19 protein-coding genes and 1 pseudogene are annotated in these 24497 nt (G+C 38.5%); 5 read left to right on the top strand and 15 right to left on the bottom strand.

Going from position 1 to position 24497, the window contains the following annotated elements; translation table 11 throughout:
- Positions 1-132: 132 nt before the first annotated feature.
- The 7 genes and pseudogenes from COO03_RS28190 to COO03_RS20920 form a co-directional block, all read right to left on the bottom strand.
- Positions 133-246, bottom strand: a pseudogene (locus COO03_RS28190) (YjcZ family sporulation protein); the annotation flags it as partial.
- Between the two features lie 230 nt (positions 247-476).
- Positions 477-1583 (bottom strand): o-succinylbenzoate synthase, encoded by a 1107-nt coding sequence (menC, locus tag COO03_RS20950; protein ID WP_097898994.1) that lies wholly within the window; start codon positions 1581-1583, stop codon positions 477-479.
- Complete coding sequence (locus COO03_RS20945) at positions 1584-3029, bottom strand: o-succinylbenzoate--CoA ligase (RefSeq protein ID WP_097898993.1); 1446 nt, start codon at positions 3027-3029, stop codon at positions 1584-1586.
- A gap of 194 nt (positions 3030-3223) precedes the next feature.
- Entirely contained in the window at positions 3224-4042 is an 819-nt protein-coding gene (gene menB, locus COO03_RS20935) for a 1,4-dihydroxy-2-naphthoyl-CoA synthase (RefSeq protein ID WP_097898991.1), read from the bottom strand.
- Positions 4043-4125: 83 nt separating this feature from the next.
- A complete protein-coding gene (menH, locus tag COO03_RS20930) occupies positions 4126-4938 on the bottom strand; it encodes a 2-succinyl-6-hydroxy-2,4-cyclohexadiene-1-carboxylate synthase (protein ID WP_097898990.1) in 813 nt (270 codons plus the stop codon).
- Positions 4935-6689 (bottom strand): 2-succinyl-5-enolpyruvyl-6-hydroxy-3-cyclohexene-1-carboxylic-acid synthase, encoded by a 1755-nt coding sequence (gene menD, locus COO03_RS20925; protein WP_097898989.1) that lies wholly within the window; start codon positions 6687-6689, stop codon positions 4935-4937. Before menD ends, menH begins: the two co-directional genes overlap by 4 nt.
- Positions 6686-8080 carry an isochorismate synthase gene (locus COO03_RS20920; protein WP_097898988.1) on the bottom strand — a complete coding sequence of 465 codons (1395 nt, stop codon included), beginning with the start codon at positions 8078-8080 and terminating at the stop codon, positions 6686-6688. The genes menD and COO03_RS20920 overlap by 4 nt, the downstream gene beginning before the upstream one ends.
- Before the next feature lie 192 nt (positions 8081-8272).
- On the opposite strand from COO03_RS20920, the gene COO03_RS20915 reads away from it, so the two are divergent.
- Together COO03_RS20915 and COO03_RS20910 are read left to right on the top strand one after the other, a co-directional pair.
- Positions 8273-9226: a 1,4-dihydroxy-2-naphthoate polyprenyltransferase gene (locus COO03_RS20915; RefSeq protein ID WP_097898987.1), complete on the top strand. Its 954-nt coding sequence runs from the start codon at positions 8273-8275 to the stop codon at positions 9224-9226.
- 516 nt (positions 9227-9742) lie between these two features.
- Positions 9743-10471, top strand: a complete 729-nt coding sequence (locus tag COO03_RS20910; RefSeq protein ID WP_097898986.1) for a TraR/DksA C4-type zinc finger protein — start codon at positions 9743-9745, stop codon at positions 10469-10471.
- Positions 10472-10514: 43 nt separating this feature from the next.
- Here the strand turns inward: COO03_RS20910 and cspD are convergent, their stop codons facing one another.
- On the bottom strand, positions 10515-10715 hold the full coding sequence (gene cspD, locus COO03_RS20905; RefSeq protein WP_001193054.1) for a cold-shock protein CspD: 201 nt from the start codon (positions 10713-10715) through the stop codon (positions 10515-10517).
- A gap of 493 nt (positions 10716-11208) precedes the next feature.
- Positions 11209-11382 carry an MFS transporter gene (locus COO03_RS20895; RefSeq protein ID WP_141523141.1) on the bottom strand — a complete coding sequence of 58 codons (174 nt, stop codon included), beginning with the start codon at positions 11380-11382 and terminating at the stop codon, positions 11209-11211.
- A gap of 453 nt (positions 11383-11835) precedes the next feature.
- Between COO03_RS20895 and COO03_RS20890 the strand changes: the two genes are divergently transcribed.
- The 3 genes from COO03_RS20890 to COO03_RS27185 all read left to right on the top strand — a co-directional run bounded on the left by COO03_RS20890 (position 11836) and on the right by COO03_RS27185 (position 14228).
- Positions 11836-12618, top strand: coding sequence for a TIGR00266 family protein (locus COO03_RS20890; protein WP_097898984.1), 783 nt, complete (start codon positions 11836-11838; stop codon positions 12616-12618).
- A gap of 472 nt (positions 12619-13090) precedes the next feature.
- Positions 13091-13813, top strand: coding sequence for a lipase family protein (locus COO03_RS20885; protein WP_097898983.1), 723 nt, complete (start codon positions 13091-13093; stop codon positions 13811-13813).
- 271 nt (positions 13814-14084) lie between these two features.
- A complete protein-coding gene (locus COO03_RS27185) occupies positions 14085-14228 on the top strand; it encodes a hypothetical protein (RefSeq protein ID WP_097899017.1) in 144 nt (47 codons plus the stop codon).
- A 313-nt stretch (positions 14229-14541) separates the two neighbouring features.
- On the opposite strand, the gene COO03_RS20875 is transcribed toward COO03_RS27185, so the two are convergent.
- From COO03_RS20875 to COO03_RS20850, 6 genes are all read right to left on the bottom strand, one after another.
- A complete protein-coding gene (locus COO03_RS20875; RefSeq protein WP_097898982.1) occupies positions 14542-16950 on the bottom strand; it encodes a glycogen/starch/alpha-glucan phosphorylase in 2409 nt (802 codons plus the stop codon).
- Positions 16951-16961: 11 nt separating this feature from the next.
- Positions 16962-18398, bottom strand: a complete 1437-nt coding sequence (glgA, locus tag COO03_RS20870; RefSeq protein WP_097898981.1) for a glycogen synthase GlgA — start codon at positions 18396-18398, stop codon at positions 16962-16964.
- Positions 18399-18523: 125 nt separating this feature from the next.
- Positions 18524-19567, bottom strand: a complete 1044-nt coding sequence (locus COO03_RS20865; protein WP_097898980.1) for a sugar phosphate nucleotidyltransferase — start codon at positions 19565-19567, stop codon at positions 18524-18526.
- Between the two features lie 18 nt (positions 19568-19585).
- The gene (locus COO03_RS20860; protein WP_097898979.1) at positions 19586-20716 is read right to left on the bottom strand and encodes a glucose-1-phosphate adenylyltransferase; all 1131 of its coding nucleotides are present in this window, start codon (positions 20714-20716) and stop codon (positions 19586-19588) included.
- Positions 20664-22601, bottom strand: a complete 1938-nt coding sequence (glgB, locus tag COO03_RS20855; RefSeq protein WP_097898978.1) for a 1,4-alpha-glucan branching protein GlgB — start codon at positions 22599-22601, stop codon at positions 20664-20666. The genes COO03_RS20860 and glgB overlap by 53 nt, the downstream gene beginning before the upstream one ends.
- A gap of 387 nt (positions 22602-22988) precedes the next feature.
- The gene (locus COO03_RS20850) at positions 22989-23933 is read right to left on the bottom strand and encodes an L-lactate dehydrogenase (RefSeq protein WP_097898977.1); all 945 of its coding nucleotides are present in this window, start codon (positions 23931-23933) and stop codon (positions 22989-22991) included.
- Between the last annotated feature and the right edge of the window lie 564 nt (positions 23934-24497).

The raw sequence follows: 24497 nt of genomic DNA, 5'->3' as shown, positions 1-24497 counted from the left end.
TATCGCAACACATCAAACTATGAATAAAATAGCCTTATGCGTCGTGCACAAGGCTATTTTCAATAGTTTTTGTTAGCAGCAACCGCCAAAGCCACCGCCATATCCACCATAGCCATAACCGCCGCCGTAACCGCAACCACCGCCGAAGCAGGCAGCACCGATGATAATCAGTAGGATAAACAATACAATTAGAAGCGCAAAGCCGCCTCCGCCAAAGCCATGATGGTCATGGTGGTCATGTCTAATATCACAATTTTCACTCATTACCCTATTCCTCCTTTAGTATCATTCGTAACAAGATCTTAATCTTGCTCTAAATGAGGGGATTCAATTTATATTATGTTTTACGGGCAAATCGGCAGCTTGTTTTTCCAAAAAACAGGCTTGTTTCCTTTAGAAGGCCACAATGTAGTGAAGAAAAGGGATAGACGATAGAAAAAAGAGGATGTGAATTCACATCCTCTTTTTCTATCCGCTCATCTCCCGCATACAATACGCTGCTTCGTTATTTCTCCTAATCTTTCTCGGTCTACTTTATACCCAAATCCAACTTCTTTCGAGACAATTACCTTTCCGCCTTGCAGCGTTACCTCTGGTGAAATAATATCTCGCTCCCAATGCCTGCTAGAAGCTGAAATATCACCTGGAATCGTAAAATTCGGAAGCGATGCTAACGCAATATTTTGCGCGCGTGAAATTCCCATCTCAACCATGCCGCCGCACCAAACAGGAATACCATGTTCCTTACAATAATCATGAATTTGAATCGACTCGGTCAATCCCCCAACTCTTCCCGGTTTAATATTCACAATACGGCAACTTCCAAGTGTAATTGCTACCCTTGCATCCTCTAAGCTATGAATACTCTCATCTAAGCAAATCGGTGTCTCTATTTGTTTTTGTAACTCGGCGTGATCAAGAAAATCATTATCTGCTAAAGGTTGCTCAATCATCATTAACTGAAACTCATCTAACCTCTTTAATTGCTCAGTATCCGCTAACGTATACGCTGAGTTTGCATCGGCCATTAACGGGACCTTTGGAAAGGCATTTCGAATTTCCTTCAGCAGTTCATAATCAAGGCCTGGTTTTATTTTCACTTTAAAACGGCCATATCCTTCTTTTGCATACATTTCAATTCGCTTTAACATATTAGAAATAGTATCTATTCCAATTACAACGCCGACTTCAATTTCTGGTTGTGTTCCCCCAAGTAAAGCCGCTAATGATTGATTTTCATGTTTCGCATACAAATCCCATACAGCACCTTCTATTCCCGCCTTTGCCATACGATTCCGTTTTATATGTTGAAAAAGATTAGGAATTTCACTCGGATGTGTAATCTCTGCTTTCAATAAATTTGGCAATAAAAAATCTTGAAGCATATGAAGTGCCGTTGTTACGGTTTCTTCTGTATACCACGGCTCTGAGAAAGCAACAACTTCTCCAAAACCGGTATATCCGCCCGTATCTTCTAGTTCAATAACGATACTTTCACGTGTTTCATATGTTCCGTAACTTGCTGCAAAAGGAATCACAAGCGGCATTTCCGTTACATAAAGCGTTGCCTTTTTGATTTTCATCTACATTTCCTCCAGCATGTGCCTTAGTTCCCGTCTTAACAATTTTTTCGAAGCATTTCGTGGTAACTCAGGTAAGAAATGCACTTCCTTTGGTACTTTATACTTTGCTAATTTTTCTTCACAAAAATGAATGATTTCTTCCTCTGTTACATAGTCTGCTCGTACAATAAAAGCGGCAGGCATTTGTCCCCACTGTTCATCTATTTTTCCAACAACACCAGCTTCCGCCACTTTAGGATGCGCAAGCAGTACTTCCTCAATTTGCGCTGGATAAATGTTTTCTCCTCCCGAAATAATTAAATCACTGCGCCGATCTAATACATATAAGAACCCTTCTTCATCCAAATATCCAAGGTCTCCAGTATGCAGCCAACCATTCTGTATTGTTTCACGCGTTGCTTCTTCACGCTTAAAGTAACCATGTGTCACATTCGGACCTTTTACAACAATTTCCCCTTCAACATGAGGTGCTGCTACCATGCCATCCTTCTCAATTCGAAGCTGACATGGGAAAAGTGGTTTACCCGCTGAACCGACTTTCGTTAACATGTAATCAGCTGATAGCGTACAAATTTGAGAAGAAGTTTCCGTCATTCCGTATGTTTGGTACACAGGAATTCCTTTTCTCACACATGCTTCTAATAGAGGCTTCGGTGCTGGTCCCCCGCCTAATAACATGCAGCGTAAAGAGTTAGGATAAGTTCCCTCTCCAAGTCTCTCTAATAAGTCTGTCAACATCTTAGAAACGACCGATATAATTGTTACCCCCCGTGTTTTTATTGCCTCATGAATGAAATCAGGATCATATTTCGGAACGAGTAAAATGCGCATACCGTACATAATATTTTTCATTAACAGAGATAACCCGCCTACATGAAACATCGGCATGCATGCTAACCAACAATCATCATCACGAAGCCCTAAGTTCAATGATGATCCAACTGCACTCGCCCAGTGATTACCGTATGTTAAAATAACACCTTTCGGCTTTCCTGTTGTTCCTGACGTATAAATAATTGTCATCGCTTCTTCTAAAGAGAACTCCTCTTGAACAACTGCAGTTTGCTTCGGTCCGTTCACTACCTCTTCAAATGCATATACTGGTACTTGCTCCGTTTCAAATTGTTGATCTGTTACTAAGCAAATAACTTCAGCATCTTCCATTTGCCAAAGTAGCTCTTCTCTTGAAAGACGTGTATTCAGAAGTACAGCTACCGCTCCTATATAAGATAAAGCGTGAATGACTGTGATCATCTGGATGCCATTTTTCATCAGAACAGCTACTTTTTGCCCTTTCTTCACCTGTAAGTGTGAAAGGTGTTCACAAACAGATACTACTTTTTCATGCAGCTCTAAAAAAAGAATTGTCTCCTCTTTCGTTTCAATCGCAGTGCGCTCTGGTGTTAAAAAAGCACGTTGCATTAACCAATTGGGCATCGTCTCCATTACACATTCTCCTTTCATGAAAGAAAGAGACTTGATGTAGAATCAAGTCTCTTGTTTTTTGCTTCCGCTTTTAATTTATCTAGCTATAGCGGCTAGAATGTTCGGTGGCTTCGCTTCTTCCTACGAGGCAAACTGCGCCTCTTCGTCAGAAGCTCCATCCCCCTCCTATTCTGAACGAGCTGCTTCCGCTTTTATCACGGGAAACGAGGGAATTGTCCGAAGTCTGGACGACGTTTTTCTTTGAATGCGTCGCGGCCTTCTTTTGCTTCATCAGTTGTGTAGTACAATAACGTCGCGTCTCCTGCTAGTTGCTGGATGCCAGCTAAACCATCTGTATCTGCGTTAAATGCAGCTTTTAAGAAACGAAGTGCCATTGGGCTGTTTGCTAAGATTTCTTCTGCCCATTGTACTGTTTCTGCTTCAAGCTCTTCTAATGATACAACTGTGTTTACTAAGCCCATATCAAGTGCTTCTTGTGCACTGTATTGACGGCATAGGTACCAAATTTCACGCGCTTTCTTATGACCTACCATACGAGCTAAATAGCCAGCTCCATATCCGCCGTCAAAGCTACCTACTTTAGGACCAGTTTGTCCGAATACAGCGTTGTCAGCTGCAATTGTTAAGTCACATACGATATGAAGTACGTGTCCTCCACCAATTGCATAACCTGCTACCATTGCGATAACTGGTTTAGGGATTGCGCGAATTAAACGTTGTAAGTCTAGTACGTTTAAGCGTGGGATTTGGTCCTCACCTACATATCCGCCATGACCGCGAACTTTTTGGTCGCCGCCAGAACAGAATGCACGTCCACCTTCACCAGTTAAAATGATAACGCCAACATTTGCATCATCACGTGCGTGTGCAAAAGCATCGATTAACTCCATTACCGTTTTAGGACGGAATGCGTTATGTACTTCAGGGCGGTTAATCGAAATCTTTGCGATACCATTGTATGTAGAATAAATAATATCTTCGTAATTGCCTTCTTTTACCCATTCAATAGCCATTACTCTTACCTCCTTTTTATTGTGCTAATGGTTGCCCACTAGCCACTCTATAAGTTCTACTCTCTTCAAGTAAGAAAAAAGTATCACTGCATAGTTTTTAGAAATCCCTTTACTATTGTATCAAACTTTTGCGGTTGTTCCACATGAATTGCATGGCCAGCCCCATCAATTTTGACAAAATTCGCGTGAGGGATGCTTTTTTGTATGTTTTTTAAGATGTGAAAGAACTTTTGATCTCTCTCTCCGTTTATTAACAAGACAGGCATTTTCAGCTCTTCAAGCCGATTCCACCATGATGGCTGCGCCCCTGTCCCCATGCCTCTGAGACTATTTGCGAGTCCTCTTGGATTATTGGCAAGTCTCTCTTTCCGCACTGCTTCTTGTACTTCTCGTGGCAACTTTTTTTGCGTTGCAAATAGCGGGATATTTTCCCAACGGTTTACAAAGGATTCCATTCCTTCTAATTCAATTCGATCTGCAAGCTGTTCATCTTTTTCACGGCGTTCTTTCTGGTCCGCCTCTTGCTTCAGTCCAGCTGTACAATTTTCTAACAGCAAAGAGCACACGCGGTTTGGATACAAACATGCCATTGTAATCGCAAGCCTTCCGCCCATTGAGTATCCAAGTATATGCGCCTTTTCAATACGCAAATGATCAAGTAACGTCGTCATTTGGAGTGCTACATTTTGAATATCATACTGCGCAAGTTCCTTAGGACTTTCCGTCTTCCCATGACCAATAAGGTCGACTGCAATCACTCGAAACTGTTTGCTCCATGAAGGAATAAACGTACGCCACGTCTCCATACTACCCGTAAAACCATGAAGAAGTAGAAGCGGCTCTCCGCTTCCGACTACTTCATATTCATACGTCACACCTTGCAGCGCTACTTTCATTCCACTTCACCTTGTACGAATGTTGTAACTGTGTTTGATGTCTTTGTCCATAATTCACGATGCAGCTGCAAGTTCTCTTCTCGATTTGTACAAATTTCCACAACGTGTAAGCCTTTTTCCGCTGTTCCTTTTTGTACTTCTTTACGAAATACTTCCCAGCCATTTACACGGGTAAATGAACCACCATACATTTTAACAACGTGTTCATAATCCAGCCCAAGCGGCGTTCCAAATAATGATTCGAAATGTTCCTTTGACTCATATTGCGGTAAGAATGAGAAAATACCGCCGCCGTCATTATTCACAACAACAATTGTTATGTTTAAATCATGTAATTTTGCTGCTAAGAGCCCATTTAAATCATGATAAAATGATAAGTCACCAATTACTAATACGAGTGGATCACAAACTGTACTTGCTCCTAATGCCGTTGAAATAATCCCGTCAATACCATTCACACCACGGTTTGCCATAACATGGACCTTTTTATCTGTTGTAAAGAAAAACGTATCTGTATCACGAATTGGCATACTGTTGCTAATAAATAACGTTGCGTCTTCTGGCAATACATGCATCATGTCTGTAATTACTTTTCCTTCAAATGCTGTTTCATATGTTTCAATTTCGCGAAGATGTGCTTTCGTTTTATCATTGATATGTTTCCACATCTTACACCAATCATTCTGTTCTCGCTTTTGCATATTCCCTATCAGTTCTTTACAAAAATCGATATCACTTGCACATACAACTTCAGTTGCTGCAAGAGCTGGATCTCTCCATTTTCCAGATTCATCTACAACGATATGAACAGCCATCTTTTGTTTCTTTATATACTGCGTTAAAGCTTTTGATACAGGCATACCGCCGAAACGAATCATAACATCTGGCTTCCATGTATCCTTTAGCAATTCATTTCGTAAAAATGTATCGTAACAATCAATTACCATTGTTTTATCATGTTGTCCAGAGCGAAGGTTTGAAAGTGGATCTGCTAAAATAGGATATCCAGTTTTCTCAGCAAACTGCGTAATCACTTCCGCAAGATCTTGATGACTATCATCTCCACAAATAATAAGCCCCTTTTCCATACTTGAAAGGCGCTCTATAAGAGAACTTCCGTATTCACTCGTCATTGTCATGTTTCCTTGATAGACTGCTCCTGTATATTCACCACGGCCCTTTTCCCATAAATTCTCTAAAGAGAAATCAGGAATGAGCGGCTCCCGAAGCGGAAAATTAATATGAACAGGCCCCTTTGGCGCAAAGCATGCACTTGCCACAGCACGCCCTGCTGTCATACGTGCATAATGATACATTGACTCTGAAGCCTCTGGAAGTGCCATCTCCATAAACTGTTTCACAAAAGAACCATATAAATTCAATTGATTCATCGCCTGCGGTGCGCCCACATCTCTTAGCTCGTGCGGTCTATCCGCTGTTAATACAAGCATCGGCACTCTTGAATGAAATGCTTCACAAATGGCTGGATAATAGTTCGCTGCCGCTGTTCCTGATGTACACAAAATCGCTACAGGACGCTTCTTCGCTTTCGCAATACCAAGTGCGAAAAAAGCAGCTGATCGCTCATCTACATGCAAATACGTTTTTATTTGTTCATGTTGCTCCATTAGCAAGGCTAACGGCGTTGACCGTGACCCTGGACTAATGACAACATCATATACATTTAGACGCGCTAGTTCGTCTACAAACGCACCTAAATAATATGATAATGCTTCTATATGATTATTCATTTCATTAATTCCTCCAAAGCACCAAGCATCGGTCTAAACTTCAAACTTGTTTCTTCATATTCAAGTTGCGGCACTGAATCAATTACAATTCCGCACCCCGCAAATAAGGATGCCTTCTCACCGCTTAGTAATCCGCAGCGCAGCGCTACCGCAAATTCACCGTTCCCTTTGTCATCTATCCAGCCGATCGGTGCTCCGTACAACCCTCTATCTAATAATTCAACATCACGAATCAGCTTCATTGCTTCGAGACGAGGTGTCCCGCCAAGAGCTGGCGTTGGATGTAATTCTTCTACCATTTTTAAAAGAGATGCATCACCTTTCGCTTCAACCGGTGTATACAAATGCAGTAAATTTTTCGTTGTTAATAAACCTGGATGCTGCGGAATATTAACAGACTCACAATGCTCATTTAATACGTCCCGAATCATGTTTACTACATAGCCGTGCTCTGCTAAATTCTTTTCATCATGAAGAAGCATCGCGCCATTTTGCTTATTTTCTTCTATAGAATTACCATGACCAATCGAACCAGCAAGGCACATCGATGTAAATTTCTCGCCTTCTTTTCGGATCAATCTCTCAGGTGTCGCCCCTAAGAAACATGCTCCTTTATAATCAAAAGAAAATACGTAGCAATCCGGTTGTCCGATACGGAGCGCTTCTAAAACCCGAGCGGAATCAACCTCTTGATCCATCACTAACTTTAGTTCTCTTGCTAATACAACTTTCTGTACGCTTCCTTTTCTCATTTCATCCTGCACTTTTACAATTGCATTCATCCAGCCCTTTGGATCAACTTCTACCTTAGAAGTAACCGCCAATCTCGCATCCACAAGCGGGCGCTCACTCTCTTGTAAAATCCTTTTTTCTAAAGAGACAATCTCTTCATAAATCTTCTCTGCAGAATCTTCAGCTGTAACAAATGTATTCATCGTTAACCATGCTTTTTCATTTTTTACTGTTAATAGAAAAGCTGGTAACGACAATGTTGTATCTTTAAATTCTTTCCAAAGACCCGTTTGTTCTTTTTCTGGATCGAATGAAAAACCGCCAAATAAAAGTGGGCCAGTCCCAAATTCATACTCTTCTCTTTGAACAATTGCCTTCTCCTGCACTTTACTCCACTCCGCGCGAGCATTTTGAAAGCGCTTGTCAGAAGAATTTGCTATAGTAAAAACAGAACCAATTCCAGCAAATATGACATGCTGAGCCGGGTCTGTAAAATAACATCTATGTTCGGATGCAACCCTTCTTCCTGCTGCATAAAAAAGAAGCGGATCTACCCAATCTATTTGTTTTACAAAACTAACCAATGTTTTTTCATCAGTCGCATGTTCAATAGCTGTAACCAATACTTCTTGTAAATCTTTTTGTTTCGTCTGAATCACAAAGTCTCCCCCCTATGGGCGAAAAATAGTCATAAATACGCTTGATTTTAAGATACACCTCAAACGAAAGCCCTGTCAACGTTTAGCATTTCTGAGAAATTCACCTTCTCTTCCTAGAAAATAAACATTGACACTAAAAGATGCTTTTCCTACACTTAATTGTGTACATTACGTGACAAAGGAGGATTCAATATGGAAATGAAAGTCGAAACGAATTCCTCTCCTATGCCGCCAAAGCTAAGTAAACAAACGGGTTGGCGCATTTGGTGGAGTTTATTACGTCCTCATACATTAACAGCCGCTTTTGTTCCTGTTTTTATCGGAACAGCTTATGCAATGCAAGTAGGGGGTATTAATCAAATACATTTCCCTCTTTTCTTTATCATGCTTCTTGCTTGTCTTCTCATTCAAGCAGCAACAAACATGTTTAATGAATACTTTGATTATAAAAGAGGGTTAGATCATGAAGGTTCAGTTGGAATTGGCGGTGCAATCGTCCGTGACGGAATTCAGCCAAAAACTGTACTGAATTTAGCATTTGGATTTTTTGGTATCGCCATGCTATTAGGCGTTTATATTTGTATGAACTCTAGCTGGTGGCTTGCTGCAATCGGTCTTGTTTGTATGGCTGTTGCCTACCTTTATACAGGCGGCCCACTTCCAATTGCCTATACGCCTTTTGGAGAATTAACAGCAGGGTTGTTTATGGGTGTTATTATTATTGGTATTTCATTTTTCATTCAAACTGGAACGGTAACATCGGAAGTTGTCTTACTCTCCATTCCTAACGCAATTTTAATCGGGGCTATTTTACTTTCTAATAATATTCGTGACTTAGATGGAGACAAAGAAAACGGTCGTAACACATTAGCAATTATCGTTGGACGTGAGAATGCAGTTGGTGTCCTTGCTTCTATGTTTATCGTTTCCTATATTTGGACGATTGCATTAATCATTGTCGGAATCGTATCGCCATGGATGCTTATCGTTTTCCTAAGTGCACCGAAAGCATTTAAAGCAACAAAAGGATTTATCGGAAAAAGCATCCCGATGGAAATGGTACCTGCGATGATCGCGACAGCAAAAACAAATACAATCTTTGGATTTTTAATGGGAATTGGTTTATTACTTGGATATTTCTTATAAAAAAGGGACTGCCTGGGCAGTTCCTTTTTTATAGGCATTTTTTCAAATATATCGGCGATTCAACACAGCACATCGACCATTCAATGATTTACGACATAATAGATTCCCTCTAGTTCCTTCTCATAACGTGAAACTTTCCTCAGTGGAATTTTATGGTTATATAAATTCATTTTCATTTTTCGACATCTACATCCCTACTATGCAGAATAAAAAGCAACTTACACTCGTTTGTTCTTTCTGCTTTTACTTCGCATAGGGCAGAAACAGGCCCTGACCGCTTCTATACATGAATAGATGCTCTCTCCTACCTAGAAAGAGGGGTTTTATGTCTTTTTTTAATTGATATATATAGTTGAACGAATCAGGCTTTTACAGGTAGCTTATCTCCCACTTCACTTCTTTGTTTTTCATTAAATTTTGCAGTCGGAGTACTACCGCCCGCAAATAGCGGGATAATTCCCACAATCCAGCCCATACTACATAAAGAAACCGAATTGTAGGAAGGTGGATACTACTATGTTAACTCCACAACAAATCAATCATTTTAAATCCATGTTAGAACAGCAACAGCAAGAACTTGAACAAACGCTGCAAAATCATGAGAGTGAAGATCGTGCTTCTGAACGGGAATCTGTTGGGGAATTATCTGCTTATGATAACCACCCTGGTGATATGGCTACCGAATTATACGAACGAGAAAAAGATTTCGGGCTGATTGAATTATGGAATAAACAGCTGCAAGATACAAAGCACGCCCTGGAAAAAATTGAAGCTGGCACATACGGTATTTGTGAAGTGTCTGGTGAAGAAATTCCACTGGAAAGATTGGAAGCAATGCCAACTGCAACAACTTGTATTGAACATACAACAAATAAATTAAATCTAGAAGTACGTCCCGTTGAAGAAGAACTACTAGAGGGATTTGGCAAATATGATTTAGACAGTGCTGTTGCATACGATGCTGAGGATGCTTGGCAAGACGTCGCCTTATACGGAACATCAGAAACACCAGCTGATTTAGAACGCCGCGATTCTAAAAACTTTAACGAGATGTATATCGATGCTGAAGAGCCACGTGGTTACGTAGAAGACTTTGAAAACTTCATCGGAACGGATATATATGGAAAGAATCCGCAAGTGTATGCGACAGAAGCACATGAAGAATATGAGCAAATGCTGGATGATTTTGAAAAACGTGCCTTTAATGGAGAATTGTCTTCTGATGAGTCTGGTTCGAAGGCATAAAAAAAGCATTCCGAAATTCGGAATGCTTTTTTTCGCTAGCTAATTAGTTTTTTGTAACGTTAGCAGCTTGTGGTCCACGGTTACCTTCAACGATTTCGAAAGAAACTTCTTGACCTTCTTCTAAAGTTTTGAAGCCGTCGCCTTGGATAGCTGAGAAGTGAACGAATACATCGTCTCCACCTTCAACTTCGATGAAACCGAAACCTTTTTCGCTGTTAAACCATTTAACTTTACCTGTTTGCATGTCATGTACCTCCTAAATAAAATGAAACTATGAATCCACATGAAAAGGTGGATATAAAGGACATGAATGCATCACAAGCTTAAGGCCTTGAATTCAACGTGCTTTATTTCCGTACCACATTATGTAGCTCATTAGTGATTTCACTATATCACGCTATATCAAAAACGTCAAATGCGAACACTGTCACTTCATTATTTTTCATCATTTTTCATAATTTTTATTTTTAAGATCTAACGAATCTTTTATCAATACAAATAAAAATCCAATTGTACATAGAAACTCTAACCAATTGAATGTGTGGTCTTTTAGCAATTCAGCAATAAAGTCAATGCCATTCGTAACAAATAATATGCCAAAAATGCATATGCTAACTTTCAATATTTTTAAACTTTCCATACTGTTCACCTCAAATTCCAAACGAATATATTGTTATTTAAATATCATAATGAAAAATATATGTGTATATAGCTTTTCACCACGCTATATGTTGTGGTTACAATTTCTTTCGACCAAATGTATCTACCCGTACTCCAGCAATAGGAGATGTTAGTAGTTGAACAAATGCAAATGTAGTAATTAAATATCCCATAATATTAGTACCTAATTGTAATTCCTTCATATAAGATGGCATTATGGGAACAACAAGACCAATACCTAAAAATACAATAAATAAATTGAATCATCCTAAGGCTAAAGATAATTTTTTCTGTTACCTGCAACCATGTTACTTCCCTCATTCTATAGTTAATGGATTTTGTATCGTACTAATAAGTAGTGTAAACTTTCAAGTTACTTTAATGTCAATACAGTAATTGAACTACCCCCATCTTCACTTCGTTTAGAGGAAGGGGTGTTCTCGGTTAAAATAATAAAAAAATATAGGCCTTCTGATATTAGATTGATAAATTCAGAAGAAAATTTCATCCTTCCTCAGCTAACTTGTTTAGAAATAATGGCGTTTTTTATTCCGCTATTTGCGGGCAGAATACTTTTTTAAGTCGATGGGTATGTGCGTTCATTCCTATTTATTATTTTTTATTTGAAAATTAACAAAACGATAGTTTTCTAATTCCTTTAATTTCTGTACAATATTAGTATCTATTACATATGAGGTGAAATAATGAAAGCACATGAAATTGAGTATAAATTATACGGGGATGATATGCAGTTCGTTGAAATCGAATTAGATCCAGAAGAAAGCGTGATTGCAGAAGCTGGAGCCATGATGATGATGGAAGACCATATCGAAATGGAAACAATTTTTGGTGATGGAGCTAGTCAATCTAGCGGCCTTTTCGGTAAATTAATGGGTGCTGGTAAGCGTCTTGTTACAGGTGAAAGCATGTTTATGACTGTATTTACAAACACAGGTCATGGCAAACGTCACGTATCATTTGCTGCACCGTACCCTGGAAAAATCGTTCCAGTTGATTTAACAGAATATCAAGGTAAAGTAGTTTGTCAAAAAGATGCATTTCTTTGCGCTGCAAAAGGTGTTTCTATCGGAATTGAATTCACGAAAAAAATAGGCAGCGGCTTCTTTGGCGGTGAAGGCTTCATTATGCAAAAACTTGAAGGTGATGGACTTGCTTTCATGCACGCAGGCGGCACAGTATATAAACGTGAACTTAAGCCTGGTGAAAAACTCCGCATTGATACAGGGTGTCTTGTTGCGATGACGAAAGATATTAACTATGATATTCAATTCGTAGGTAACGTAAAAACTGCGTTATTTGGTGGTGAAGGCTTATTCTTCGCAACATTAGAAGGTCCAGGAACAGTTTGGATCCAATCTTTAACACTTAGTCGTTTAGCAGCGCGTATTGCAAGCCCAGCAGCTCAAAGCAGCGGTGAAGGCAGTGTTTTAGGAGGACTTGGTCGCCTTCTAGATGGGAAAGAGTAAAATCGATCAAGGCAAATCGCTACGTATGATGACGTAGCGATTTTTTTATTTATCCCGCTATTTGCGGGCAGTAATACTCCCACCTCAAAATTCAGCGAAAACATTGGTCAGCTCTAGCGGCTAGAATCTCCGGTCGTTTCGCCCCCTCGGACGAGGCAAAAAGCGCCTCTCTGCCCTTGGCACGGGCGTCCTGCGATTCTGAGCAAGCCGCTTCCGCTTTTCTAAAGAAGTAAGGTAGGAGATAAACTGCCCGTAAAAGCCCGATTGGTGAGAGCTGATAATCAGTGGGGGATGAAGAACCCCCCACTGATCAAAGTTTCACTTTATCTTTTTCTATTTTAAAACTGTACATACCGTTCTGAATTATATAATACTCCATTTATCTTACTTTGTTTTACAGCTCCTCAAAGAATGATTCCCCCCTTTAACTCATATATTGAACTATACTTTTTTCTTGAGGAGGGCTTCCTAGATGCGTGCTCCTTTGTCCTTTGACAAAGATACTGCCATATTGTTAGCTTCTTGCTGCGAGTTAACATATGAACAATATAAACAAAATGGAGTTTTCCAAATACCTGATGGGTTTCAATATGTACAAGGCTTTCAAGGAAAAGCGATTCAAACAACAGAATGGTTTGGCTTCATCTTAGAATCTGACGATACCATCATTGTCGCCTTTCGCGGAACACAAACAGATCCAGATTGGATTATCGATTCACTTGTAAACCAAAAACCGTATCCATACGCCTTAAATAGCGGGAACGTTCATAACGGCTTTCTCTCTATCTATGAGTCTTGCCGCGATACAATTATGGATATACTTGTCTCTTTACCATCTCATAAAAAGCTTCTTGCTACAGGGCATAGTTTAGGCGGGGCACTTGCTACACTGCACATATTAGATGCACGCGTTAACACTGCGTTTGCACAATACGGTCTCTATAGCTTCGCTTCTCCAAAGGTTGGAGATATCGCTTTTCGAAACTACTATAAACTCCAAGTAGCCAGTAGCTTTCGCTTCGTTAATTTATTTGATGTCGTTCCGCTTCTTCCCCCGCGTAAAGTACATTTTAATGAACAAGACTGGGAATATACACACGTTCATCACAACATGACATTTACAAAAAATACAAAATCCATTACCAACAATCACGCTATTACAACATATAAGGCATGTCTGACTTCTCATTTTTGAAATGGAAACATTCGGAAAATGCATACTAGTATACTATAATATTTTTTGTACCTATATAAGCACAAATTGAAAAATCGACATAAAACCTTTCTTTTTAGATGGGAGAGAGAAGCCGGCCATTCATAGAAGCGGTCAGATCCTTTTCCTGCCCCATGCCAAGTGGAAACAAAGAGAGAAAACGAGTGTAGATTACCTTTTGTTCTTCATAGCCGTGACTTATATGTTGGAAAATCAAAATGGATTTATATACTTTTGGATGAGGGGACCATACATGCTAAAATACTTCTTTACATTTTTTCTTGTTATAGTTTTTGCAGTTACAGGTTTCTGTACATTCTTATACTTTGCTACAGAGGAATATGATGGAACTGGTATGTTATATTTAGTAAATCCTTATATCTCGATAGCGAACTAAACAAAAACAGCTTGGAAACTTTCCAAGCTGTTTTGACTTTGCATACTGTTTCATTCAATTCATTTAAACTATTTTTTAAGATAATACATATACATCAATTAAAAAACCAACATAAAACCCCTCTTTTTAGGTGGGAGAGAGCATCTGGCCATGCATAGAAGCGGTCATGCCACATGCGAAGTAAAAGCAGAAAGAGCAAACGAGTGTAGGTGACTTTGTATTCTGCATAGCAGAGATTTATATAGTTCGGATTTTCATCCATTTTTCTTAAACAATCTTCATAAAGGACCTCTCTGTGTTCCTATTTTATTAATCACGAAAGCTTAACTCTATCACCAATACCCCAAATTTCGTTACTATATTGTAAAATCGTACGATCGCTCGCAAAATGGCCTGATTGTGCAATGTTTAAAATAGACATTTCTAGCCACTTTCTTCTGTTTTCATATGCTCTTCCTACATCTTCTTGCCTTTCTGCATATGGGCTAAAATCACGAAGGACAAAGTACTCGTCATTTTGAATGACAAGAGAGTCGTAAATAACCTCAAATTCAGCCCCAGCATTTGTAAAAAATCCATTCGTTAACTGATCAACCACTTTTTTAATGTACATATTATGATGGTAGTAATCATTTGCATGATAGCCACCATTTTGGTAATAATGAAGCACTTCTTCTGCTGTTAACCCGAAAATGAAGCAGGCATCATCGCCTACCCTGTCCTTTATTTCAATATTTGCACCGTCTAGCGTTCCAAGTGTAACTGCACCGTTCATCATAAATTTCATATTTCCTGTTCCCGACGCTTCCTTACTCGCTGTTGAGATTTGCTCACTTACATCTGCCGCTGGGAAAATATCCTCCGCTAGGGAAACCCGATAGTTTTCTAGAAAGATAACCTTCATATATTGACTTACATACGGATCATCATTTACCTTTCTAGCAAGTTCGCTTATTAATTTAATAATCTTTTTCGCGTAATAATAACCCGGCGATGCTTTCGCCCCGAAAATAAATGTACGTGGATAAAACGAAAAGCTAGAATCCTCTTTTAAACGATTATACAAATACAAAATATGTAACACGTTTAATAGCTGCCTTTTGTAGGCATGCAATCGTTTTACTTGTACATCAAAAATGGAATTTGGGTCAACAATAATCCCCATTTTATTGTGAATGCGCTCTGTCAAAATCTGTTTACGCTCCTGCTTTACAGCCTGCAACTTGTCAAGAAACGCCGCATCCTGTTTAAAATTTTGCAGTAATTGCAACTGAATCGGCTGCTTCTTCCACTCCGTTCCAATTGCTTCTGAGATGAGATTCGTAAGCTGCGGATTTGCCTTCATAAGCCAGCGCCGATGGGCAATCCCATTTGTTTTATTATTAAATTTGTCTGGGTAAAACTCGTAAAATAATCGCATTTCACGTTGTTTCAAAATTTCCGTATGAATTTTAGCGACACCATTTACACTATAACTTCCGACGATTGCTAAATGCGCCATTTTCACAAGATCATGCGCGATAATAGCCATGTCTTCAATTCGCTTCCACTCATACGGATACCGCTCCCAAAGCTCGTGACAAAAACGCTCATTAATCTCTTCAATAATCATATAAATGCGTGGTAATAACGGTCTAAAAATGTGAATAGGCCACTTCTCAAGCGCCTCTGATAATGTCGTATGATTCGTATAAGAAATCGTCTGAGTTGTAATATTCCATGCCTCTTCCCAAGCGAGCTTTTCTTCATCTAGTAAAATACGCATAAGCTCTGGAATTGCTAGAACCGGATGCGTATCGTTAATATGAATCGCAATTTTCTCATGTAAATTGCGAAGCGTTCCATTTCGCTCTCTCTGCATACGAACAATATTTTGTAAACTTGCCGATACAAGAAAATACTGCTGCTTTAAACGTAGTATTTTCCCTTCATCATGTGTATCATCTGGGTATAAAAATTCTGAAACCACTTCTGTATCGCGTTTATACTTCAAAACATTTTTACAGTTTTGCGGGAAAGGAACTGGCTCTGCATTCCAAAGTCTGAGTGTATTCACGGTATCTGTTTCATACCCAATAACTGGAACGTCATATGGAACTGCCATGATCACTTCTGCATCCGTATGACGAAATTCGAGGCGGCCATTTATTTCTATTGGCTCTACATCTCCAAAGTAGCTCACTTCTACCGCTTGATCATACCTTCTTACTTCCCATACATTTTCATGAAGGAGCCATTGTTCTGGTAGTTCTACTTGATATCCATCAACAATTTTTTGATCAAATAAGCCATGCTTATACCGAATGCCATATCCATGTCCAGGAAGATTTAAAGATGCAAGTGAATCGAGAAAACAAGCCGCTAAGCGACCTAGCCCTCCGTTTCCAAGACCTGCATCCGCTTCACTTTCTTCTAATTCTTTTAATGAAATACCAAGCTCAGAAAGCCCTTGTTCACATACATCTCGAATTCCTAAATTGAGCATGTTACTTCCAAGTAAACGCCCAAGTAAAAATTCAATTGATAAATAATACATTTGCTTTTGATTTCCAGCTCGGTACCTTTCATTCGTTGCAATCCAATCCTGATTTATATACTCACGTACCATATGACCGAGTGTATTATACTGATCTCGACTTGTAGAATCTTTGAAACTCTTCCCATACATCGTTTCTAGTTTTTCTAAAAAAGCTGCTTTAAAGCTTTCCACATGAGTAAACATTTTTTCACCACCTAAGAGTGTTTCAGCAAACTGCTATATAGCTCCTTATATGCAAGCGCGGACGTTTTCCAGCTGTAATCTGCTGTCATCGCTTGTTTTACAAGCTGATTCCATACTGGCTCATTATGATAATAATGAAGTGCACGACGAATCGTATGTAACATGTCATGCGCATTAAAATTTGTAAAGGTGAAGCCATTTCCAGATGCAGTCTCCTCATTATAAGACTGCACCGTGTCATTCAATCCCCCTGTTTCTCTTACGATTGGGATTGCGCCGTATGCTAATGCAATGAGTTGTCCGAGTCCGCATGGTTCAAACAATGATGGCATTAAAAATAAATCACTGCCCGCATATACTTGATGCGCCAACTCTTCATTAAATCCAATGTATACCTTTACTTTTTCTGGATATTCATATGCCATCCATTCAAAAAATTGCTCATAATCAGAATCCCCTGATCCTAAAATGATGCATTGTACATCCTCTTCCATGATTTCACGGAAGACAGCACGTACTAGATCCAGCCCCTTTTGCTTTGTTAATCGCGTTACCATCGAAATAATTGGTGTATCTTCTTTTTCCGGCAAACCAAAATAACGCTGTAAGGCACGCTTATTATCTTGTTTTTCATATAATGACTCTGCATCATACTGAGCAGTAATATAAGGGTCTGTTAGCGGGTTGTACACGCTCGTATCAATCCCATTTACAATGCCGCTCAGCTTATCATTATATTTGCGTAATAAGCCATCTAGCTTTTCACCAAAAAATTCATATTGAATTTCTTCTTTATACGTCGGACTGACCGCTGTAATACGATCTGAAGCGATGATACCGCCTTTCATAAAATTAACATTTCCATAGAACTCAAGCTGTTCGCTATGGAAATATTCATCACCAAGCTCAAGTAAATCATGCATAACCTCGCGGGGAAATACACCTTGGAACTGCAAATTATGAATGGTATAAACCGTTTTAATATGTTTATATAACGGGTTGTCCCCATACTTTTCACGCAGTAAGAAATTTGCCATTGCGGTATGCCAATCATGGCTGTGTAAAATATCCACTTCAAAATCAAGATGCGGGATACATTCTAATACAGCTCTCGAAAAGAAAGAAAAGCGTTCTCCATCATCATAATGACCATAGAGCGAATCTCTTTTAAAATAGTATTCGTTGTCGATTAAATAATACGTAATCCCGTCCTGCTCACCTTTCAAAATTCCGCAGTATTGATTTCGCCAACCGAGCTGAACATTGATTACTTTATGAAGCGTACATGCTTCTCGTAAATGCGCAGGGATAAGACTATAGTTTGGAAGTATAATGCGAACGTTTACTCCTAATTTCTTCAACTCTTTTGGAAGTGCACCTGTTACATCTGCTAAACCTCCGGATTTAATAAACGGTACGCATTCTGATACTGCAAATAAAATATTCACGTGTTATTCCACTGCCTGAAAAGCGTATACGCCGATAGCCGCCCTTCTAACAGCTTCCTCCCTTCGAGTTTTTGATTCGTTATATTTATGAGTAGATGAATCCCTATCAAATAGGGATTCATCTTTTAGAATATTTGAGAATAACTATTGATTGTGTGATTTTGGACACTACCTTTTTCCACAACGTACGGTTTATCAGGTGTTCCTGTTAAAATCACACCATCCTCAATTTTAACATCCTTATCAATAATAACGCCGTCTAGTATACAATTATCTCCAATTTGGCTCTTTTGCATAATAATACTGTTTCGAATGACAGAACCTTTTCCAACCTTTACAGAGCGAAATACAACACTATTGTCTACTTGTCCTGCAATCATACTACCGTTTGCAATCATTGTATTTGTCACCCTAGCACCTTTCATATAGCGCGTTGGTGGTTCATCTTTTACTTTTGTAAAAATAGGGGCTTCCTTCGTAAATAATTGTTTCCAAATTGAAGGATGCAAAATTTCTAAGCTATGTTTATAATAACTTTCAATTGAATCGATTACCGCTACATATCCCGTATGTTCATATGTAGTAATACATAGCGATTCTCCTCGTTTCTCCTTGACTACATCAAATAAACTATAGTGTTCCATATCTTTATATGTTTCAAATAAATCTAATAATAATTGTTTCTTAAGTACATAAGTTTGCAGTGAAACACCTTTATGACATACCTCAGTGACATCTGCTTTCGTATGTATATGTCTCTCTAACACCTTTTGAAAATTCAAGGCGGTAACAAGATGGCTATTTGTAATGACTACATACTCCTCTCTGCTGCGCAGGAAATAATCAATATGTCTTCGAAAGTGAGCAAAGGAGCCAAACTCATCTTGATCGCATTGGCAATTTGGAGGAAATAAAAATAAACCGTCACGTTTTCTATCCAAATCCCATTGTTTCCCTGATCCGAGATGATCCATCAAGGAGCGATTTTTATGACTTGTAAAAATCGCTACACTATGAATATGGGAATGAACCATATTAGAAAGCATGAAATCAATGAGACGATACCGCCCTCCAAATGGCAGTGCCGCCAGTGAACGATGCCCAGTTACTTTCTTTAAGGAAGGAAAACTCCCTGTTGCATTAATAATTCCTAACATTGTTTCTCCCATTCATTTCATCCCCTTCGTCTATTTTCCCTCTGCAATTAATACGATATCATCCGTATTTTTCTCTGACCGAATAACCATGTCATCTTCAATTACCATACCTGATCCAACAATTGCTTTTTCAATTACAACATTTTTACCAATGTGAGCTCCTGGCATAACGACTGAATCTATTACTTTACTTCCTTCTCCTACTGTTACACCTTGGAATAAAACGGAATGCTTCACTTCCCCTTCAATAACACATCCCTCATTTATTAATGATTCCTCCACTTTCGCCGCTTCAGAAATAAACTGTGGTGGCTCATTTGGATTGACAGAATAAACGCGCCATTCATGATCATTTAACCGTAGTAAAGACTCATCACGAAGCAAATCCATATTTGCTTCCCATAGGCTCTTGACCGTTCCAACATCTTTCCAATACCCTTGGAATGGATAAGCAATTAATTTCTTTCCTTCATCTAATAAAAGAGGGAGGACATCTTTTCCAAAATCATTACTAGACTCTGGATTTCGCGCATCCATCTCTAAATATTCTTTTAAAATTTCCCAATTAAAAATATAAATTCCCATTGAAGCTAAATTACTTTTTGGAAACTGTGGCTTCTCTTCAAATTCAACAATTTCCATCTCTTCATTCGTATTCATAATACCAAATCGACTTGCTTCTTCCCAAGGTACTTCAATAACCGAAATTGAAACATCTGCCTCTTTTTCAATATGGAAATCTAGCATTTTACTGTAATCCATTTTATATATGTGATCTCCTGACAAAATCAGAACATATTCTGGATCATATTGCCGTAAGAAGTTTAAATTTTGATAAATTGCACTCGCTGTTCCCGTATACCATTTCACCCCAGAGGACTCTGCATAAGGAGGTAGTACGGTTACTCCCCCGTTCACACGGTCTAAATCCCACGCATTCCCAATCCCAATATAATTATGGAGCTCTAATGGCTGATACTGCGTTAAAATCCCCACTGTTTCAATCCCAGAATTCGAGCAGTTACTTAATGTAAAATCAATGATTCTATACTTACCGCCAAAAGGAACAGCTGGCTTTGCTAAATTTTTTGTTAAAGCACTCAAACGACTACCTTTTCCCCCTGCTAGTAACATTGCTACGCACGTCTGCTTTTGAACCATCTTGTTTTTTACTCCCCTTTCTCGTCTTCACTGGCCGTAAAATGGATAAGCCAAATGGTGGAATTGTGATTTCTACATGAGCAGACTGACTATGATATGGCTCTAGCATTGTTTTTAGACGCTTTTTATTTACCTTTCCTGAACCGCCATACATTGCTGCATCACTATTTAAAATCTCGTTATAATACGTAAACTCTGGTACACCTACTTTATAGTTTTCGTACACCACATTGGTAAAATTACATACCACGACAAGGATATCTTCTTCCTTATCTCCTTTCCGAATAAATGAGAAAATACTTTGCTCTTTATTATTAGCATCAATCCACTGAAATCCCTCCTGCGAATGATCGAGCTGCCAAAGTGGTTTAGAGCGCTTATACAATGCTATGAGCTCTTTAAAGTAATCATGCATATAACGATGCATTTCAAATTCATGTAAATTCCAATCTAAATCCTCAAGATCTTTCCACTCATCAAATTGACCAAATTCACCACCCATAAAGAGCAGCTTCTTGCCTGGATGCGTAAAGAAATATCCATATAATAAACGCAGCTGTGCAAACTTTTCCCAGTAGTCTCCTGGCATTTTATTTAACAATGATTTTTTTCCATGAACAACTTCATCGTGAGATAGTGGCAATATAAAGTTTTCGGAGTAAGCATACAGCAAAGAAAATGTCATTTTCTCATGAATATATTTCCGGTATTCTGGTGCGCACTCCATATATTTCAATACATCATTCATCCAGCCCATATTCCACTTATAATTAAATCCTAGTCCGCCCTCATACGTTGGAGCCGTTACAAGCGGCCAAGCTGTCGAATCTTCTGCAGTCATTAAAAATTCTGCATCCTCTGCAAATACTGCCTCATTTAACTCTCGCAAAAAAGAAACTGCATATTCATTACTTTGCTGCTTTCCTTCCTTCTCCCAATACAACATATTAGCAACCGCATCGACACGAAAACCGTCAATATGGTAATATTTCATCCAAAACAGTGCATTTGAAATTAAAAAGTTTCGAACTTCTCGCTTTCCCAAATCAAAGTTCACTGTTCCCCACACGCGATTTTCCTGTACATCCAAATCTTTATATTCATAGGTCGGCGCTCCATCAAATAAATACAAACCGTGAGCATCTTTGCAAAAGTGCCCCGGTACCCAATCTAAAATGACACCGATTCCATATTTATGACATTTATCGACAAAATACATAAAATCATGAGGCGTACCAAATCGGCTTGTGACCGCATAATATCCAGTTCCCTGATATCCCCAGGAACGATCATACGGATGTTCAACAAGCGGCATAATTTCAATATGAGTAAATTGATGCTCCGCCACATAAGGAATAAACTCATCTGCCATCTCTCGATACGAGTACAGAGAGCCGTCTTCTTTCTTTTTCCATGAACCAAAATGTAATTCATAAACAGCCATTGCTTCCTTATAAATCGGCTTCCGCTTCTTCTTCCGAAACCAATTCTGATCATTCCATTCATATCCTCTTATATCAAAAATAGCCGATGCCGTATTTGGTCTCACTTCTGCATATGTACCGTAAGGATCTGCTTTCAAAATAATCTCACCATCTAAAGTCTCAATCGCATACTTATATATTTCTTGCTCCCCTAACTGTGGGATAAACAACGACCAAATACCCTCTTCTGTCATTTTTCGCATCTTATGTTGCCCATTATTCCAATTATTGAAATCTCCAACAACACTTATATTTTTTGCATGAGGAGCCCATACAGTAAAACGCACGCCTTGTACCTCTCTCTCTCTTACAAGGTGTGCTCCAAATATGTTATAGCTCTCATAACATCCTTCTGTATGAAATTCAGACATTCTTTCTTCTATGCAATTTGTTACACCCAATATGTTCACCTCACTAAGATGACAGAATTTTTAATACCTTTAAACTTTCGCTAAATAACTAAAATATCCTTGTGACATTTTAAATAAATATACGTTTTTCCACGGAAATTAAAGGTAATACTTAAAATTTTGATAAAATATATCGAATTTTGACGAATATTCATTGAAAACGGTTTATTTTCACATAATAAATTTATTTGTAACCATATAATAAAAAACCACTCTATGTTTGAATAGAGTGGTTTTCCTATAAACAATCCTTCTCCAAGAAAAGGGGGTGTATATTTGGGGATATACAAGGGAACTGGAAAAGGAATTTATATGAATTTATATAAAGATTCAGAAGCAGGAAGCAGTTTCCTACCTCTGAATGACTTATCAGTTATCTTATAGTACTGGTGCCATTGTTTCTTTTAATACTTTTACAGAGTGAGCGAATTTCGCTTTTTCTTCTTCATTTAACTCAAGCTCAACGATTTCACGTACACCTTCGCGGTTAATAACAGCTGGAACACCTACATAAGCATCTTTCTCACCGTATTGACCTTCAAGGTATGCAGATACAGTTAGTACGCTGTTCTCGTTGTTTAAGATTGCTTTTGTTACACGAAGTAGTGACATACCGATTCCGTAGTAAGTTGCACCTTTACGCTCGATAATGTGGTAAGCAGCATCGCGTACATTGATAAAGATTTTATCTAAATCTTCTTTGTTATACTGTTCGTTATTCGCTAAAATTGTTTCTAGCTTTTGTACACCTACAGTAGCGTGGCTCCATACTGGAAGTTCAGTATCACCGTGTTCACCAATGATGTATGCATGAACGTTACGTGGATCTACATCTAGGTAGTCACCTAACATATAGCGGAAACGAGCAGAATCTAAAGTTGTACCAGAACCGATTACACGTTCTTTTGGTAATCCAGATTCTTTCCAAGTTACATAAGTTAAAATATCAACTGGGTTAGTTGCGATTAAGAAAATCCCATCAAATCCGCTGTCCATAATACCGCGTACGATTTGTTTAAAGATTTTTGTATTTTTCTCAACTAAATCTAAACGAGTCTCACCTGGCTTTTGTGGTAATCCAGCAGTAATAACAACAAGATCTGCATCTTTACAATCTGCATAACTACCTTTCCAAACCTTTGTTGGCGCTGGAGCAAATGGTACCGCATGGCTTAAGTCCATTGCTTCCCCTTCTGCTTTTGCTTCGTTTACATCGACAAGTACAAATTCCTCAGCTACACCTTGGTTAATCATTGAGTAAGCATAACTACAACCTACAGCACCTGTTCCTACTAATACTACACGATTGATACCTTTTTTCATGATAATTCCCCTCTCTATTGTTTACATTTATTATTATTATTAATGTTGTTTAAGTAATTAATTAAAGTACTAATTTAATGTTGTTTAACTTCCTTACATTTATATTGTAGCATAAGTTATTGTGAATTCATTCACAAATTATGACCTATTTGTGAACTTTTTCACAGACAGTATAAAGTTATAATGGTGGGGGTGGAATCCATCTCAATGGAAGCCTTTTCTTTAGATTGTGAATAAAAATAATGTGATTTCAGTATTTCATTTTATCAATAAGCTATATTATATAATAAAAATTCCAGTATTATATACATCAATTAAAAAACCACTCTTTTTGGGTGGGATAGAGCATCTGGCCATGCATAGAAGCGGTTAGGGCCTTTTTCTGCCACATGCGAAGTAAAAACAGAAAGAGCANNGTCGAAAAATTAAAATGGACTTATATAGTGTAAAATCAGACTGAACAGTCGGTTTATAATTTATTATGGGAGTGAATCATATGAAAGATCACATCATAACTTTACAAGACAGGCGCAAGTTAGCCTATATTGAATATGGTAAAACAAA

The sequence above is a fragment of the Bacillus sp. AFS098217 genome, assembly GCF_002551815.1.
Classification (GTDB): domain Bacteria; phylum Bacillota; class Bacilli; order Bacillales; family Bacillaceae_G; genus Bacillus_A.
The sequence above is the reverse complement of the archived record's forward strand: the minus strand, read 5'-3'. Positions and strand labels throughout refer to the sequence as shown.